The following is a 16819-nucleotide window of genomic DNA, read 5'->3' as shown; positions in this document are numbered from 1 at the left end:
ATCTCCCTGATTTGCGAGGCGGGGGTTTAATGCCCCGCCTCTGCAAGTCATTACTTGGCAGGAACCAGTAGGGAAATATCGGCAACTTCGAGGAACAGTGCGCGCAGCTGGGCCAATAGGGCCAGGCGGTTGTTGCGCAGTTGCTCGTCGTCACTCATTACCATCACGTGGTCGAAGAAGCTGTCTACGGTTTCACGCAGGCCAGCCAGACCGGCGAGGCCCTCGGCGAAGAGCGCATCGCTATACAGAGGCTCGACTTCTGTGCGGGCAACCTGTACTGCGGCGAAGAGAGCCTTTTCCGCCTCTTCCTGCAACAGAGCTTCATCAACACTGCTGGGTACAGCACTGTCTAACTTGGCGAGGATATTGGAAACGCGCTTGTTGGCGGCGGCCAAAGCACCGGACTCCGGCAGCTGGCTAAACGCGTTGACCGCGTGCACGCGGTTGTCGATATCCAGCGGGCGGGACAGTTTGCGCGCGGCAACGGACATAAATACTTCGGTGGCGATACCCTGGTCTTCGTAGCGGGCGCGGAAGCGCTCCAGTACATATTGCAGAGTCTGTTCCACCACCTTGTCATATTCACCCAGGGCGGTGCGCGGGTAGTTGTCGCGGGCCAATTCCAGCAACTCGCGCAGGTCCAGGTCGAGACGCTTTTCTACGAGGATGCGGATGATACCCAGACTGGCGCGGCGCAGGGCGAAGGGGTCGCGAGAGCCGCTGGGGGGTTGGCCTATGCCGAAGATGCCGACCAAAGTATCCAGGCGATCTGCCAGGGCAATTACAGTGCCGGTGTCGCTGGCGGGCAGCTCGTCACCGGCAAACTTGGGCATATACTGCTCGTACATGGCCTTGGCCACATCCAACGGCTCGCCGTCATTTTCGGCGTAGTAGTAGCCGGCGATGCCCTGCATATCGGCAAACTCGAACACCATCTCGGTAACCAGGTCCGACTTGCACAGGCGGCCGGCGCGCTCGGCCCAGTCGCCGTTGCTTCCGGTTTTCTCAGCGATGGTGCGGGCCAAGGCAGCTACCCGTTCAGTCTTGTCGTAGACGCTACCCAGGTGCTGCTGGAATACGATTTGGCGCAGTTTCTCGCGTCGTGATTCCAGGCTGGTCTTCTTGTCTGTCTCAAAGAAGAAGGCGGCATCCGCCAGGCGCGGACGGATTACGCGCTCATTGCCGTGGATAACCTGGGCGGCATCCTGGCTCTCGATATTGGACACGGTAATAAAGAAAGGCAGCAACTGGCCATCTTCATCTACTACATGGAAATATTTCTGGTGCTCCTTCATGGAGGAGATCAGGGCTTCAGCGGGTACTTCCAGGAAGCGCTCTTCGAAGCGGCCGGTGAGGGCAACAGGCCACTCCACCAATGCAGTTACTTCGTCGAGCAGATCGTCATCGATGACCGCTTCACCATTGACGTTGTTGGCTTCGGCGATCACCTGGGCGCGAATGGCTTCGCGGCGCTCGGCGAAGTCAGCCATTACGTAGCCGGGTTCGCGCAGAACCTGTGCATAGTCGTGGGCGGAGTGGATCTCCAGCTCGCGATTGCAGTGGAAGCGATGACCGCGGCTGGTGTTACCGGCTTTTAAGCCGAGTACTTCACCGTTGACTACCTTGTTGCCAAACAGCATGACGAGCCAGTGCACCGGGCGCACGAACTCCTCGCGGCGCGCCCCCCAGCGCATACGCTTGGGAATTGGCAGTTGAGTCAATGCTTTCTCGACAATGCCCGCTAACAGGGATTCGGTTTCAGCGCCTTTTTGCTCGCTGATAAAGGCCAGGCGCTCGCCTTTGTCGGTCTCTTTGCGTCCCAGCTCTTCAACAGCTACGCCGTTGCTGCGGGCGAACCCCTCAGCGGCTTTACTGGGCTTACCCTCTTTATCGAAAGCGGCTTTGACAGCCGGGCCCAGCTTTTCAATTTGTTTGTCTTGCTGCTTATCTGCCAAACCGAATACTGCTACGGCCAGGCGACGGGGGGCTGCGTAGGCTTTAACTTCGCCAAAAGACAACTCGGCGCCTTTGAGGCCCTGGGTAATACCATCGGCGAAAGCGCTCATTAATTTGTGTAACGCCTTGGGCGGCAGCTCTTCGGTGCCCAGCTCTACCAGAAAATCCTGAGCCATTACTGCTTCTCCTCTTGCTCGATGTCTTCCGCCAAAATATCTGCCCGCAGTGCTTCATCTGCCATGGGGAAGCCTAAGGCGCGGCGCGCATCGTAGTAAGCCTGTGCCACGGCGCGGGCCAGGGTTCGTACGCGCAGGATATAGCGCTGGCGCTCAGTCACTGAGATGGCGTGGCGCGCATCCAGAAGGTTGAAGGCGTGGGAGGCCTTCATAACTTGCTCGTAAGCGGGGAGCGGCAGGCCGAGCTCAATCAGGCGTGTGCTCTCGCGCTCGCAGCGATCGAAGGTCGCGAACAGGAACTCCACATCGGCGTGTTCAAAGTTGTAGTGGGACATTTCCACTTCGTTCTGATGGAAAACGTCGCCGTAGGTGACGGGGCTGCCATCCGGGTTGCGGGTCCACACTAAATCGTAGATAGACTCGACACCTTGCAGATACATGGCGATACGCTCAAGACCGTAGGTGATCTCGCCGGTAACTGGGTAGCACTCGAGGCCGCCAACCTGCTGGAAGTAGGTGAACTGGGTAACTTCCATACCATTCAGCCAAACTTCCCAGCCGAGGCCCCAGGCGCCCAGGGTTGGGGATTCCCAGTTGTCCTCAACAAAGCGAATATCGTGGACAGCGGGATCTACGCCCATGGCGCGAAGGCTATCGAGGTACAATTCCTGGATATTGTCCGGGGATGGTTTCATTACTACCTGGTATTGGTAGTAGTGCTGAAGGCGGTTGGGGTTCTCGCCGTAGCGGCCATCGGTGGGGCGGCGGCAGGGCTGTACATAGGCCGCATTCCAGTTTTCCGGGCCTATGGCACGGAGGAAGGTCGCTGGATGAAAGGTGCCGGCGCCCACTTCCATATCCAGAGGCTGTAGAATGACGCACCCTTGGCGCGCCCAATAATCCTGCAGGGCAAAAATGAGTCCCTGAAAGGTACTGAGATCGTATTGCTTGGACACCGCTATCTCCGGATCAGTATCTGCTGTGGGCAAAGGGACGCAATTATAGCGGCAGCGGCTCCTGTGCTTAAAGCGCTATAGCCGCTTCGGAGGTGTCAATGTTCATTCTCGAACTAGATAGCCGTCTCAAAATGGCTTTTGTGGATAGGAAGTAATTCAGTGGATATTAAAGGGCGCCTTGCAGTAGGGGCACTGAAAATCATTGGCAAACTGCCGTTGTCTTGGTCGCGACGCCTTGGTTTACTCGTTGGCAAAATTGCTGTGTGGACGCGCTCCGAGGGGCTGCGTCTGAGCCGTATAAACCTGGAGTTGTGCTATCCGGCCATGGACCCAAAGCAGCGCGAACGGCTCGCCAGAGAGAGCGTGATCAGTACTGCAATGACCGGCTTTGAGATGGCGGCCCTATGGAACACCCCCTGGGCCAAAAGTAAGAATGCGATTGTGGGAGTGCGCAACCAGCACTTGCTCGACGGGAGTGAAGAAGGCAGGACCGGCACAATTGTACTGATGCCGCATACGGGCAATTGGGAAATTTTTGGCTTGCATGTAGGCACCCTGGCTCCCTGCACAGTGCTATACCAGCCTCCCAAAATTGAAGCCTTGGACCCGGTTATTCGCAATGGGCGGGAAGTGACCGGTGGCAAGATGGTTCCCACCAACGTACATGGGGTTCGCTCGCTACTTAAGGCTCTCAAAGCCGGTAATTTTGCCCTGATACTTCCCGATCAGGAGCCGGATATGGGCGGTGATTTTGCTCCTTTCTTTGGCCGCCCGGCCCTGACGATGACCCTCGCCCACAACTTGATTCAGCGCACCAACTGCCATGTGGTGTTTGGTTTCGGCAAGCGCGTTGAAGGTGGATTTGAGCTGGTATTTGTTCCTGCGGAAAAGGCCATTTATAGCGATGAGCAGAAAGTTTCCCTGGCGGCGATGAATCGGGGAGTGGAGGCCTGTATTGCCCAGGCACCAGAGCAGTATCAGTGGGAATACAAGCGCTTCAGGAAACAGCCGGAAGGCAAGAGTAAAATTTACCGCAAGAAAAAGTAGGGGCTCTTCATAGAAGCCCCCCCATAAAATTATTTAAGTCGCGTGCCGGAAAGCGACCACAACCGGCATGCGTGCCGCGCGCCAGGCTGGGAAGAAGCCGCTGATAAAACCGATCACCAGCGCCAATACGGCGCCCTGCACAAACAGGTCTGGGGACATCTCAAAACTGAACACCACCTGGGTAAAACTGCCTCCCAGAGTTGAGGTGTTGAGACCGTCGAAAAACAGGTATGCAGCCAGGGAACCCAAAAGTCCGCCGGCAACAGCTAAAACCATTGCCTCAGCAATAGTGCCGCAGAACGCGGAGAAGTTGCTGAATCCCAACGCGCGCAGCGTGGCGATTTCACGAGCCCGGTCCGCTACCGAGGTATACATGGTGTTGAGAGCTCCGGCCAGTGCGCCTAGCGCCATCACAGAGCTGATGATCCAGCCAAAAGTAGCGATATATTGCAGCTGTTTACCCTGGCTGGCGAAGTACTCCTGTTCGGTTTGCGCTTCCAGGTTTAGGCGGGGCTCGCGTTTGATGGTTTCCTGAATGGGCTTGAGATCGCCGTCATTCTCCAATTGCAAGCGGATTGACTGGTAGCTGTTACCCCGGTTGTAGTGACTTTGGATAATTTTGATATCTGCCCACAGCTCGCTCTCAAATATATTACCCCCTGTGGAAAAGACCCCAACAACTGTCCACAGGTTTTTGCCAAAGCGCACTTCTTTACCGATTTCGAAACCATTAAATTCACGCAATACCCCTTCACCAACAATCATTTCGTTAGTGCCAGGAGTAAACATTCGCCCCTCCACCATACGCATGTTATTGCGCATGGCCATGCCGGTTTCATTGAGACCGCGCAGGGGGATATTGGCTTCGGTGCCGGTGGATTTCTTCAGGCCATCGACAATAACGTAGAGCTCCGGTGATACCAGCGGGCCGTTCGTATCCCTGGCAACACCGGCCGATTCCGCAATCAGGTTGACCTGGTCCTGTAGGATTACAGAGTTGATTTCACTGGCAGACCCCTCTCGCATCAGGATTGCGATCTGGCTGGAGCCGGCCCCACTCATGGTCGCCTCAAAGCCCTTGGCCATAGCGAGAAACGCCAGCAGGATTGCGACGACAACTGCCGAGGCAAATACCATGGCCAGTGACATCCACAGGCGCCGACGCAGGCTGCCCAGATTCATCAGAGTTACCGAAACAATTTGTGCAACAAGAGAACCCATAATTTCTTCTCCTTTAAGGTTTCCCCAGTGAAAACCATTGTGTAGTTTCAGTGGGGCACCAGTTTATTGTTGTCGGTTAAATGCAGTTACTATGTTGAGTCGCAGAGCCTGAAAGGCTGGCATCAGCCCGGTAATCAGACCCAACAACAACATAAATAGAATGGCTTGCAGGGCGATATCCCCATCCAAAATCAAGTTGGGCAAAAAGCGGGCAAGGAAGGTTTTTACCCCTTCGACCAGCAGCCAGGCTGCGGCCAGGCCGGAAAGACCGCCGACAAAGGCAATTAACAGGGACTCCGACAGCACCATTCGGAAAATACGGGTGCTGGAAAAACCCAGGGTTTTTAACACAGCGATTTCCCCGGTACGCTCGCGAATAGCCAGCGCCATAGTGTTGCCAACCACTACCAATATGGTGAAGAAGGCAGTAAACACCACAGAAAAAATAATTAAGCCAATATTTCCGATTTGTTCAATAAAGGCTTTATTAAAGGCTTTCTCGGTACTGGTATCGGTTTCATTCTGCGAGTTGGCAAAATTGTCATCGATAGTTTTTGCGACATTTTCATTGATGGCGGGATCATCGGTTGTTAGTGCCATCCAGCCAATCCAGTCGCCACCGAAAGTCTGTGTCTCCATAAAATATTTATAATGAAACAATAATTGGCGTGTATCGTACTGTTCCGTATCCCCTTTAAAAATCCCGGAAATCACAAATTCCCAGGTGTAGCCACCATCTTTGTGCGAAAAAATATTGGAAGATAGCGGAATCCTATCGCCGACTTTCCACTGGTAAATATCTGCGAGTTTTTCCCCAATCAAAGCCCCTTGCCGATTGTTAAACCAGGCCTGCTTTTGTTCCTCGGGAATAACAATTTCTTCATAGACATTTAAATAGGATTCTGGATCTACAGCCATTGAAACGACCTGCCGGCTGGGTTCCTGAAAATAACCGCCAAACCAGTTGAGATGAGTTACATGTTTCACCCCCTCGACGGCTGCAACCTTTTGCACATAGGCAATGGGTAGTGACTGGGTAAAGTTAATTCTATTGAATACCACCAGACGATTATCAGCGGATAATTCCACGCTGGAATTTAATGCGGCCTTGAGGCTGGTAACCGCACCGAAAATCAAGAAGGCGATAAAAATAGCAAAGCAAGTAAGGAATAGCCGCAAGGGCTTCCTTGTCATATTTTTAAAAACCAAATAAAAATCACTCATGCCACTATTTCCCTCTGCACAAATTGTCCTTTATCCAGATGCAGGGTGCGCTTGGCGTATCTTGCAGCCGCGGGATCATGGGTAACCATCACGATGGTTTTGCCGTGATCGCGGTTTAACAATTGCAGCATTTCCAGTATTTCATCTGCTGTGGCCCGATCCAGGTCACCAGTGGGCTCATCACACAGAATCAGTTTTGGATCGGAAACGATGGCGCGAGCGATGGCAACACGCTGTTGTTGCCCGCCGGACATTTCACTGGGCATATGTTTTGCCCGATCACTTAATCCCACCAGGGCCAGTGCGGTTTCCACATTGTGGCGGCGTTGAGATTTGGAGAGATTTGTCAGCAGTAGCGGCAGCTCTACATTGCGCTGGGCATTGAGCATCGGCATTAAATTGTAAAATTGGAAAATGAAACCAATATTTCTCGCTCGCCAGCGGGTTAGGGCGCCTTCATTGAGGGAGTCAATGCGCTCGCTATCAAACCATATCTCTCCACCGCTGGGTTGATCGACGCCGCCCAACATATTTAACAGCGTTGTTTTACCGGAGCCCGAAGGCCCCATAATGGCAACGAAATCACCGCGATCAATTTCCATATTCAGGGATTCAAAAATGGAAATGGTCTCTTTGCCCTTGGTAAAACTTTTGCTGACACCCTTCAGCTGAAACAACACTTCCTCTGACATCTCAAATTCCCTCTTTTAAATACTGTTGTGTTTTTATTGGTGTTTGCTAGGGAGCTGCGGCCTCGCCTGCGAGGAAGCCCACCTTAACGCCCATATCCGGCAGGATTCGAGCATCTTTGTCGTCGATAGCGATTCGTACCCGGACAGTCGCCTTGGCTCGATCGGCCGTTGGAATGATGGCGATAACGGTAGCTGGAATGTCCCAGTTCGGGTAGGCATCCAGGTTGGCGTTAACTTTCTGTCCCTTGGCGACCCGGCCGATAAAGGCCTCGTTCACATCCACTTCGATTTCGAGTGAATTCATATCCACGATGGTACAGATTCCAGTACGGGTAAAACCTCCGCCGGCAGAGCTGGGGGCAACTATCTCGCCAGGTTGTGCATTTTTTGTCGTGACTACGCCGGCAAAAGGCGCGCGGATAATATGATCTGCCAGGCGTTCTCGCTGCCTCTCAGCTTCAAGAATGGCGACTTGAATATTGGCGCGGGCACTTTTTAAGTCTGCCCGTAACCCCTCTACCGAGGATTCACTTTGGGTGAGCTGCGCTTTGCTGGAATAATTTTTGTCTCGAAGTCCGGCAAAACGCCGATATTGGCGTTCAGCCTCTTTTAACTTCGCGTGAATACTCGCTTCCTTGGCTTGAAGCACTTGAATTTGTGCCTGGGCAAAATCCAGCGCGACCCGCGCTTTGGCATCATCCAAGCGGGCCAGAACCTGTCCCTCCTCGACCTGCATTCCCTCTTCGACATCCACACTACTGATCAGGCCCATTACTTCAGCAGAGACCGTAGCCATGCGCCTCGGTGTGATATAGCCGGAAGCATTAAGAATGGTCTCGTGAAATTTTTCCTCCCTGGGAATCAAGCTGAGAGTCTTGGCTTGAGGTTCGCTACTTTGGGGGAGCACTGGCGTACTGTCTTCTGCAAATAGAGAAGCGCAGGCAAGGCCTATAACTATGCCAGTAACTAGGCCGACAGATGCCGCCAATATAACTTTGCGTGATGGGGAACTGGGTTCGGGCGCTGTTTCCCGATCAATTTTGAGTTGACCGAGCAGCGCACTAGTATCTCTGCTCATACAGCCTGTTTTTATTAGTTACTTCCTGTAAACAGCAACTGTGGCAGAAATTAAAAAATATTGCCACGCGTTAGCGTGGCCATGACATCTTGTGTCGTTAGTGGCGCCAAAAAGCTGGGGTAAGTAGTACTAGCAGGGTAAATATTTCCAAGCGTCCCATCAGCATCGCCAGGATAAGAAACCATTTGGCGACTTCATTAACCGCACCATAGTGGGCAGCGGCTTCGCCGAGGGCGGGTCCGATATTACTCAGGCAGGAGGCTACTGTAGTAACGGAGGTGACAAAGTCTTCACCGGTGGCGATGACGATAATGGCGAGGATAAAAAAGGATGAAACATAGACCGCAAAGAAGCCCCACACTGCGTCGGTAACTCGATCGGGGACAATTTTGCGATTGATCTTGATAGGGATAACCGCATTGGGATGTACCAAGCGATTCAGCTCGCGCATACCGGACTTCATAATCAGCATACCGCGCACCGCCTTAATGCCCCCCGAGGTTGAGCCGGCGCAGGCACCGAGAATACCTAACAGCAAGAGGACGTAGGGTAAGAATACTGGCCAGGCTGAGAAATTTTCCGAGGCGAAGCCGGCAGTGGTGCTGATCGAGACCACCTGGAAGAAACCGTGTAGCAGGCTGTTACCGGGGGAGAAGATATTCAATATCCACAGGTAACAGCTGATCAACAGGCCGGCACCGAGAATCAGCATAACGTAGAAGCGGAATTCTGAGTCGCGCCAATAGTGGCTGAGGGTCCTGTTGCGAAATGCGAAGAAATGCAGACCGAAGTTAATGGCAGCAGTAAACATAAACACGATACAAATAATCATGATCGCGCGGTTGTGGGCGTAGAACCCCATACTGGCATCGTGGGTGGAGAAGCCTCCATTGGCCACAGTGGAAAACGCATGGCCAACGGCGTCGAATACCGTCATGCCGGCCCACCAGTAGCCGATGCCGCAGAGGATTGTAAGAATTACATAAATAACAATTAGTGCCCGCGCTGTCTCGGCAATACGCGGAGTCAATTTGGTATCTTTTACCGGGCCGGGAATTTCTGCCTTGTACAGCTGCATACCACCGATACCCAGCATCGGCAGGATGGCCAGGGCGATAACAATTACGCCGATACCGCCAAACCACTGCAACTGCTGGCGGTAGTAGAGAATGGCAGGAGGCAGTGAATCCAACCCGGTAATCACCGTGGCGCCGGTGGTTGTTAGCCCTGAGATGGATTCAAAAATAGAGTCGGTGATACTCAAGTCAGGCTGTGGGCTGATAATAAAGGGCAGGGCACCGAAGCTGCCCAGTACCAGCCAGAACAAAGATGTCACTACGAACCCGTCCCGGGTGCGCAGGTCTTCGCGCAAATCGTGCACTGGCAGCCACATGAACAGGCCGGTGATCAGAGTGATGATGAAAGCTGCGACAAATGCGCTGTGAGTACCATCTTCATACCAAAGGGATACGCCAATCGGCGGCAGCAGAGTCAGGCTGAACACCGTCAAGAGAATTCCAAAAACTCGCGCAATTACCGCAATTCGCATTGGCGCCTATCAGCCTATCGTTATTTGTTGCAATGTTATCTGGACGGCGGAGACCGTTATCGCCGGAAAACGAAAATATTATTTGCTCAGAAAAAGCCAAAACCAACTTGGAACAGTTGTTCTACATGGCGGGTCTGGCGGCGGTCGATAAGGAAGACAATCACGTGGTCATCACTCTGCACAATGACATCATCGTGTGCCATCAAAACTTCGCTGCCATTTTCCGTTTCCCGTACGATGGCGCCAATCGAGGCGCCCTCGGGCAAGTCGATATCTTCGATCTTGCGCCCCACCACCTTGGAAGTGCGCTCGTCACCGTGGGCGATAACCTCAATGGCTTCAGCTGCACCTCGACGCAGGGAGTGGACGTTGACCATATCCCCTCGGCGCACATGGGTGAGTAGGCTGCCAATCGTATTTTGCTGCGGTGAAATAGCAATATCGATTTCACCGCCCTGTACCAGGTCCACATAAGCGCGGTTATTGATCAGGGTCATCACTTTGCGTGCGCCCAGACGTTTGGCCAATAGTGACGACATGATATTAGCCTCGTCGTCATTGGTAAGGGCAAGAAAAACATCGGTATCTTCGATGCTCTCTTCCAGCAGCAACTCCTGATCGGAGGCGCTGCCGTGCAGGATAATGGTGTGAGACAGCTCCTCGGATAAAAATACACAGCGCTCGTGGCTCTGCTCAATAATTTTTACCGAATAGCGATTCTCCAGCCTGGTGGCCAGGCGCAAACCAATATTGCCACCGCCGGCGATCACTACTCGTTTATAACCGTGTTCCAGTCGACGCAGTTCGCTCATTACCGCACGAATATCTGCTCGCGCGGCGATAAAGAACACTTCATCGCCGGCTTCAATCACCGTATCACCCTGGGGAATAATTGGCCGGTTGCGACGATAAATCGCAGCAACCCGGGTATCTACCTTGGGCATATGCTCGCGCAAATAGCGCAGTTGGTGCCCAACAAGAGGCCCGCCCTGAACGGCTAAAACCGTTACCAGCTGTACGCGACCGCCGGCAAAATCTAACACCTGCAAGGCACCGGGATGTTCCATCAGGCGGGAGATATATTCTGAAACCAGTTGCTCCGGGCTGATCAGTACATCGATAGGGATGGCCTGGGTATCGAATAATTCTGGGTATTGCAGGTAGGAGGAGGCCCGTACCCGGGCGATTTTGGTAGGTACGCGAAACAGAGAGTGCGCAATTTGGCAGGCCGCCATATTGGTCTCATCGTTATTGGTGACTGCAACCAGGATATCCGCATCCTCAATCCCGGCTTCCATCAGAATATCCGGGTGAGAGGCGTGGCCCAGTACCACGCCGATATCGATGCGGTCGCGCAGTTCGCGCAGGGTTTTCTCGTCGCTGTCCACCAGGACAATATCATTGCGCTCGGAGGCCAGGGCCTCCGCCAGAGAGCCGCCCACCTGGCCGGCGCCGAGAATGACAATTTTCATATCGGATGAGACTCGCGACTAGCGACGCCGTTATTCAGCTTTGCTCAGCAGAGCGTAGTAGAAACCGTCACCGCCGCCGGTTTGGGGTAGAAGCTGCATACCGGCAACTTGTTTCTCACCCCAGGGCTTATCGTTTAGCAGTTCGGGGGTATTGTCGCTCGCATCCTCAGTCTCCGCAATGAACGCTGCGACGACTTCACTGTTTTCCGCCGGTAGGCTGGAACAGGTGGCGTAGAGCAACTGCCCGCCCGGTTTAACCAGGGGCCACAGAGCGCGCAGGATCTTGCTCTGTAAAGCGACTAACTCGGCAATGTCTTTTTCCCGGCGCAATAGTTTGATATCCGGGTTGCGGCGAATTACCCCGGTTGCCGAACAGGGTGCGTCCAGTAGTATCTGGTCGTATTGCTGCCCGTCCCACCACTCATTCGGAGACGTGGCATCGGCACAGATAAGCTCGGCACTCTGCCCGTTGCGCTCGAGGTTTTCCTCGACCCGCACCAGGCGGTCCTCCTCAATATCCAACGCGCTCAACTGAATGCTGGGTTCCTGCTCCAATAAATGGCAACTCTTGCCTCCAGGTGCCGCACACGCGTCCAACACCCGGGCATTTTTCTGCGGTTGTAACAGCAGAGCCGCTAGTTGCGCGGATTGATCTTGCACACTGGTCAAGCCCTCGGCAAAGCCCGGTAGTACTGCGACTGAAACCGGCTCAACCAGGGTGATACCGACCGGGGAAATAGCACAGGGCTCGGCGGAGAGGCCGGTTTCATCGAGCTGTTGTAAATAGTCCGCACGCGAGATCTTGGCGGTGTTTACCCGCAAGGTCATGGGTGGGTTGGCATTGTTGGCGCGGAAGATATCTGACGCCTTTTCAGGCCAGGCGGCTTTAATCCGCTGCTGTAGCCAGGCCGGGTGCATGGAGCTGAACTGCGGGTTGCCGGACAGCTTGCGCTGGAGCTGTTCGCGGTTGCGCAGGGCGTTGCGCAGCACCCCGTTGATCAGCCCGGTTGCTCTATCTAGACCGAGGCTGCGTGCGGCATTGACGGTTGCAGATATGGCGGCGTGATCGGGTATGCGAGTGTACTCGAGCTGGTAAATGCCCAGCAGGATCAGTGCATTGATCTCAATATCCGAGACTTTTTTACGCAGCAACTTGGCGGCGATCAATTGCAGGCGCGGTGCCGTGCGGGCACTGCCGTAACAGAGCTCCCGCAACAGAGGGCGGTCGCGCTCCTCGACTTTGTCCTCGGCGGCAGGCAGAAGTCTTGCCAACGAGCCATGTTCTTCCAGCAGTGAGGCGATAACTCGGGCGGCCTCGGCGCGTACATCTCTGCTCATAATTATCCCAGTTTGGTACCCGGGGCGAACTGCTCCCGGTAGCCTTTCAAAATTTCTGCTGCGGGAAGCGCTTTTTTACCCGGTAGCTGTATTAATTGGAGGCGCAGGGCCTCGCGGCCGCAGGCCACTAAAATACCTTCGTCGTCACTGGAGAGAATGGTACCGGGCTGATCACTGTGGCAGCCCAGTTCGATGGCGGCGCTATAGATACGCAGGCGCTGCTCGCCCTTCCTGTCCTGATAAGTGCTCCAGCACACCGGGAAGGGGTTAAAAGCGCGTATCAATCGATGCAGTTCAGCAGCGGGGCGCTGCCAGTTGATCTGCGCCTCTTCCTTGGTAATTTTGTTGGCGTAGTTAGCCTGGGTATCGTCTTGTACCTGAGGGTTGGCACTGCCACTTTCCAGTAGAGCCAAGGCCTGGAGGAGGGATGGGCCGCCGAGTTCTGCCAGCTTGTCGTGCAAGCTACCACCGGTATCGGACTCAGTAATCGCGCAGCGGCTTTCCACCAAAACCGGGCCGGTATCCAGGCCCGCCTCCATTTGCATAATGGCGACACCGCTCTCGCTGTCACCCGCTTCCACCGCGCGTTGGATCGGCGCGGCACCGCGCCAGCGTGGCAACAAAGAGGCGTGCACATTGATGCAGCCCAAACGCGGGGTATCCAGCACCACCTGCGGCAGTATCAGGCCGTAGGCCACCACCACCATAATATCCGCTCCAAGGGCAGCGAGCTCCGCCTGGGCCGTCTCGTCGCGCAGGCTCAGGGGTTGGTACACCGGGATATTGTGGGAGAGTGCCAGCTGTTTCACCGGGCTGGCGAGCAATTTCTTACCGCGCCCAGCCGGCCTGTCCGGTTGGGTGTAAACGGCAATGACATTGTGCTCGCTGTCGAGCAGCGCTTGCAGGTGCACAGCGGCAAAGTCCGGTGTGCCGGCAAAAATAATATTCACTGACTTGCTCTCAGGTAATGGGGGTGGGAGAGCTGCCGTAAGGCGGCAGCTCAGGGCTCCTGCGGCTGGTGCAGATCAGGCGCGGCGGCGCTGGGATTTTTCCAGCTTGGAGCGGATGCGGTTGCGCTTCAGCGGAGAGACATAATCCACGAACAGCTTGCCGTCCAAATGATCGACTTCATGTTGGATACAGACCGCCAGCAATCCCTCGGCCTCCAGGGCAAAAGGTTCGCCATTGCGGTCCAGGGCTTTAACACGCACTTTGCGCGGGCGTTCCACTGTTTCGTAGAAACCGGGCACCGACAGGCAGCCCTCGTCGTACTGGTGGATTTCCGGGTCCAGCACTTCGATCTCGGGGTTGATAAACCCGAGCGGTTCATTGCCGTCTTCAGAGATATCCACCACCACAATGCGCTCCTGCACATTGACTTGGATGGCGGCGAGGCCGATGCCGGGCGCGGCGTACATGGTTTCAAACATGTCGTCGAGCAATTGGCGGTGGGCGTCGGTCACTTCAGCGACGGGTTTAGCGACCTCGCGCAGGCGCGGATCGGGAAATTCCAGTATCTCGAGTTTAGCCATAACACCTGTGACAAACTTCTAGTATTCGTTGAACGTGCGCTGATAACATTATGATCGCGCTCAAAATTTACCGAGTGGACCCCTGTTTTTGCTGGCGCTATGCGCCCGGGTCCGGTCTCGCTCCCTTCACGGGAGTGGCCCGGCGCTGAGAATTATAGCGATAAAGAGCATAGGAATGCTTCCATGAAAAAAATTATCCTGGCCGCGATCTCGATGTTAGCGGTTGCCCTTGGTGTCGAAGCACAGGATCAGGTTCGCCTGAACCCCAGTCACCCCGACGCTTATGTGGTGCAAAAGGGCGATACGCTCTGGGATATTTCCAGTCAGTTCCTGGTGCAACCCTGGTACTGGCCGGAGATTTGGCAAGTGAACCCACAGGTGGAAAACCCCCACCTGATTTATCCGGGAGACAGCCTGCGCCTTGTTTACATCGATGGCCAGCCACAATTACAACTGCAGCGCGGCCCTAGAGCGTATCAATTATCCCCGGGGATTGATGGTAATCGGTTGTCGCCCTCGATCCGTCGCGTGGCATTAGAGGACGCGATTCCGGCGATTCCGCTGGACGCGATCAACTCCTTTTTATCGCGTACGCGTATTGTTGAGCCCGGAGCTATAGAAGGGGCCCCCTATGTGGTTTCTGGCTCAGACAATCACATTTTGATGGGCGCTGGAGACATTCTTTATGCTCGAGGTGAATTTACCGCAGGGTTACCATCTTACGGGCTTTATCGTCCAGGCCCTATTTATACTGACCCACTTTCCGGTGAAATCCTTGGGCGGCAAGCCCTTGGTGTGGGCACGTTAGACTTGATACAACTAGACCCGGATAACAACCCTGGCTTCTCTATTGGAACAATGGGGGTGCGCAACACCTCTCAAGAGATTCGCCTTGAAGATCGATTAATGCCGGTGGAGGAGCGCTCAATTGAAGCCCTGTTCCACCCCAGTGCACCTAGTGTCACTATTGACGGAGTGATCGTAGGCGTTGATGAAGGGGTGAGCCAGATTGCCAAATTTGACGTGGTTATCCTTAATTCTGGCAATCGGGATGGCTTGCAACCTGGCAATGTCCTTGCGGTTTACAAGCGCGGCTCTGCAGTTCGTGACCGTATCGTTGGAGATGTGGTGAAGTTGCCAGATGAGCGTGCAGGCGAGCTTTTGGTATTCCGTACCTTCGAAAAAATGAGCCTCGCTCTGGTTATGGACGCCCGTCGCCCGCTGTCGGTGATGGATATGGTACGCAACCCCTAAGCGATCCCAGAAAATCTCGCGGCAGGTGTTGCTGTTTGCCCTGCCGCACAACCTTCAAAACAGAAAATGGTAAGTTGCATGGATGCATTGACCGCTACTATGGCGTTGCTGCGTCTTGAGGGGATTGGCCCAGCTCGCTACTGGCAATTACTGGAGTACTTTGCCACTGCCAAAGAGGCTCTCCACCAGTTTCCTCAACCTCTTCTGGAAAAGTTATCACCGCGGGCCCAAACCCAGTGGCGGGGGTTTTCCAGCCGATCTGCCGCCAGTGAACTCATCGATTGGGTTAAGCGCGAGCGGGCCCGCTGCGCAGACCTGGGCGTGCAGCTGATTTGTCACAGCGATCCCGATTATCCCGCCCTGTTATCGGAGACTTCACGCCCCCCGCCTTTGCTCTATATTCGTGGTGAAAGAAGCGCTTTGAATCTACCGCAGGTAGCGATGGTGGGTGCCCGTCGGGCCACAGTGGCGGGTCTAGATAATGCCCGGGCCTTCGCCGCGGAATTGGCAGGTTCCGGATTTGCTATCACTTCCGGGCTGGCTCTGGGTGTGGATGCTGCAGCTCACAGAGGGGCGCTGCGGGGAGGGGGTGCTACGATCGCTGTGTTGGGTAGTGGAGTTGACTGCATTTATCCAAAACACAATCGCCCCCTGGCGGAGGACATTCTCGCTGCAGGCGGTGCTCTGGTCAGCGAATTGCCTATAGGCAGCAGTGCTGAGGCAAAGAACTTCCCTCGGCGGAACCGGATTATCAGTGGCCTTTCAATGGGGGTGTTACTGGTAGAAGCAGCGATGCGCTCAGGGTCTCTGATTACGGCGCGTTTGGCGCTGGAGCAGAATCGTGAGGTTTTTGCGATTCCAGGTTCTATCCACAACCCAATGGCCAGGGGTTGCCACCACTTGATTAAGGAAGGTGCGACACTGGTCGAAACCAGTGCAGATGTAGCTAGCCAGCTGGGCGGTTTACTGGCAGAGCCCACACCCACTGATCTTCCTCCCGCTAAACCACTGCCAGAGCTTCAGCAACAAGTCATCAGTGCGCTTGCCGGTGGGCCCCGAAGTATCGAACTTTTGTCGCGGGATACCGGAGTTGAGCCGGGTGATTTAATGGCTGTATTGATGGAATTGGAGTTAGAGGGCTTGGTGGAGCAACTCACAGGGTCTTACCAGCTAACTCTGAAGGGCAGCCGTTATACGGATGGGGAAAAACTGGCTAAAACTTGTGAGGAGTTAGTGAGTCTCTAAAGGTCTTACTGGGAAGTTACGAAGAGAATTAATCAGAAACTCCTTGTTGATGGTGTAGCCGCCGATCAATTCGCGCTGC

14 protein-coding genes are annotated in these 16819 nt (G+C 54.6%); 3 read left to right on the top strand and 11 right to left on the bottom strand.

Annotated elements, in window-relative coordinates:
- Positions 1 to 50 precede the first annotated feature (50 nt).
- Both glyS and glyQ read right to left on the bottom strand, forming a co-directional pair.
- Positions 51 to 2132, bottom strand: a complete 2082-nt coding sequence (gene glyS / locus ACJJIR_RS21580; RefSeq protein WP_444906789.1) for a glycine--tRNA ligase subunit beta — start codon at positions 2130 to 2132, stop codon at positions 51 to 53.
- A complete protein-coding gene (gene glyQ, locus ACJJIR_RS21575) occupies positions 2132 to 3088 on the bottom strand; it encodes a glycine--tRNA ligase subunit alpha (protein ID WP_444906788.1) in 957 nt (318 codons plus the stop codon). Before glyQ ends, glyS begins: the two co-directional genes overlap by 1 nt.
- Positions 3089 to 3247: 159 nt before the next feature.
- Between glyQ and ACJJIR_RS21570 the strand changes: the two genes are divergently transcribed.
- Positions 3248 to 4135 (top strand): lysophospholipid acyltransferase family protein, encoded by an 888-nt coding sequence (locus tag ACJJIR_RS21570; RefSeq protein WP_444895588.1) that lies wholly within the window; start codon positions 3248 to 3250, stop codon positions 4133 to 4135.
- A 33-nt stretch (positions 4136 to 4168) separates the two neighbouring features.
- Here the strand turns inward: ACJJIR_RS21570 and ACJJIR_RS21565 are convergent, their stop codons facing one another.
- The 9 genes from ACJJIR_RS21565 to def all read right to left on the bottom strand — a co-directional run bounded on the left by ACJJIR_RS21565 (position 4169) and on the right by def (position 14241).
- Positions 4169 to 5356 (bottom strand): ABC transporter permease, encoded by a 1188-nt coding sequence (locus ACJJIR_RS21565; protein WP_444906787.1) that lies wholly within the window; start codon positions 5354 to 5356, stop codon positions 4169 to 4171.
- A gap of 63 nt (positions 5357 to 5419) precedes the next feature.
- Entirely contained in the window at positions 5420 to 6580 is a 1161-nt protein-coding gene (locus ACJJIR_RS21560) for an ABC transporter permease (protein ID WP_444906786.1), read from the bottom strand.
- The gene (locus ACJJIR_RS21555; RefSeq protein ID WP_444906785.1) at positions 6577 to 7272 is read right to left on the bottom strand and encodes an ABC transporter ATP-binding protein; all 696 of its coding nucleotides are present in this window, start codon (positions 7270 to 7272) and stop codon (positions 6577 to 6579) included. Before ACJJIR_RS21555 ends, ACJJIR_RS21560 begins: the two co-directional genes overlap by 4 nt.
- A 46-nt stretch (positions 7273 to 7318) precedes the next feature.
- On the bottom strand, positions 7319 to 8350 hold the full coding sequence (locus tag ACJJIR_RS21550; protein ID WP_444906784.1) for an efflux RND transporter periplasmic adaptor subunit: 1032 nt from the start codon (positions 8348 to 8350) through the stop codon (positions 7319 to 7321).
- A gap of 97 nt (positions 8351 to 8447) precedes the next feature.
- Positions 8448 to 9899 carry a TrkH family potassium uptake protein gene (locus ACJJIR_RS21545; RefSeq protein ID WP_444892443.1) on the bottom strand — a complete coding sequence of 484 codons (1452 nt, stop codon included), beginning with the start codon at positions 9897 to 9899 and terminating at the stop codon, positions 8448 to 8450.
- Positions 9900 to 9985: 86 nt separating this feature from the next.
- Positions 9986 to 11371 carry a Trk system potassium transporter TrkA gene (gene trkA / locus ACJJIR_RS21540; RefSeq protein ID WP_282930545.1) on the bottom strand — a complete coding sequence of 462 codons (1386 nt, stop codon included), beginning with the start codon at positions 11369 to 11371 and terminating at the stop codon, positions 9986 to 9988.
- A gap of 30 nt (positions 11372 to 11401) precedes the next feature.
- Positions 11402 to 12709 (bottom strand): 16S rRNA (cytosine(967)-C(5))-methyltransferase RsmB, encoded by a 1308-nt coding sequence (gene rsmB, locus ACJJIR_RS21535; protein WP_444906783.1) that lies wholly within the window; start codon positions 12707 to 12709, stop codon positions 11402 to 11404.
- Between the two features lie 2 nt (positions 12710 to 12711).
- Positions 12712 to 13659, bottom strand: coding sequence for a methionyl-tRNA formyltransferase (fmt, locus tag ACJJIR_RS21530; protein WP_444906782.1), 948 nt, complete (start codon positions 13657 to 13659; stop codon positions 12712 to 12714).
- Positions 13660 to 13734: 75 nt separating this feature from the next.
- On the bottom strand, positions 13735 to 14241 hold the full coding sequence (def, locus tag ACJJIR_RS21525; RefSeq protein ID WP_282930542.1) for a peptide deformylase: 507 nt from the start codon (positions 14239 to 14241) through the stop codon (positions 13735 to 13737).
- A gap of 183 nt (positions 14242 to 14424) precedes the next feature.
- Between def and ACJJIR_RS21520 the strand changes: the two genes are divergently transcribed.
- Both ACJJIR_RS21520 and dprA read left to right on the top strand, forming a co-directional pair.
- Positions 14425 to 15495 carry a LysM peptidoglycan-binding domain-containing protein gene (locus tag ACJJIR_RS21520; RefSeq protein ID WP_444906781.1) on the top strand — a complete coding sequence of 357 codons (1071 nt, stop codon included), beginning with the start codon at positions 14425 to 14427 and terminating at the stop codon, positions 15493 to 15495.
- A gap of 78 nt (positions 15496 to 15573) precedes the next feature.
- Entirely contained in the window at positions 15574 to 16740 is a 1167-nt protein-coding gene (gene dprA / locus ACJJIR_RS21515; RefSeq protein WP_444906780.1) for a DNA-processing protein DprA, read from the top strand.
- Positions 16741 to 16819 lie beyond the last annotated feature (79 nt).

Source organism: Microbulbifer maximicatervae (SeqCode) (assembly GCF_052467385.1).
This window is presented reverse-complemented; position numbering and strand designations above follow the sequence as displayed.

Coding starts and splice junctions, on each gene's coding strand:
- ACJJIR_RS21560 (WP_444906786.1), bottom strand. CDS start 6,580: ATGAGTGATTTTTATTTGGTTTTTAAAAATATGACAAGGAAGCCCTTG.
- def (WP_282930542.1), bottom strand. CDS start 14,241: ATGGCTAAACTCGAGATACTGGAATTTCCCGATCCGCGCCTGCGCGAG.
- ACJJIR_RS21555 (WP_444906785.1), bottom strand. CDS start 7,272: ATGTCAGAGGAAGTGTTGTTTCAGCTGAAGGGTGTCAGCAAAAGTTTT.
- trkA (WP_282930545.1), bottom strand. CDS start 11,371: ATGAAAATTGTCATTCTCGGCGCCGGCCAGGTGGGCGGCTCTCTGGCG.
- ACJJIR_RS21545 (WP_444892443.1), bottom strand. CDS start 9,899: ATGCGAATTGCGGTAATTGCGCGAGTTTTTGGAATTCTCTTGACGGTG.
- glyS (WP_444906789.1), bottom strand. CDS start 2,132: ATGGCTCAGGATTTTCTGGTAGAGCTGGGCACCGAAGAGCTGCCGCCC.
- ACJJIR_RS21550 (WP_444906784.1), bottom strand. CDS start 8,350: ATGAGCAGAGATACTAGTGCGCTGCTCGGTCAACTCAAAATTGATCGG.
- dprA (WP_444906780.1), top strand. CDS start 15,574: ATGGATGCATTGACCGCTACTATGGCGTTGCTGCGTCTTGAGGGGATT.
- rsmB (WP_444906783.1), bottom strand. CDS start 12,709: ATGAGCAGAGATGTACGCGCCGAGGCCGCCCGAGTTATCGCCTCACTG.
- ACJJIR_RS21520 (WP_444906781.1), top strand. CDS start 14,425: ATGAAAAAAATTATCCTGGCCGCGATCTCGATGTTAGCGGTTGCCCTT.
- ACJJIR_RS21565 (WP_444906787.1), bottom strand. CDS start 5,356: ATGGGTTCTCTTGTTGCACAAATTGTTTCGGTAACTCTGATGAATCTG.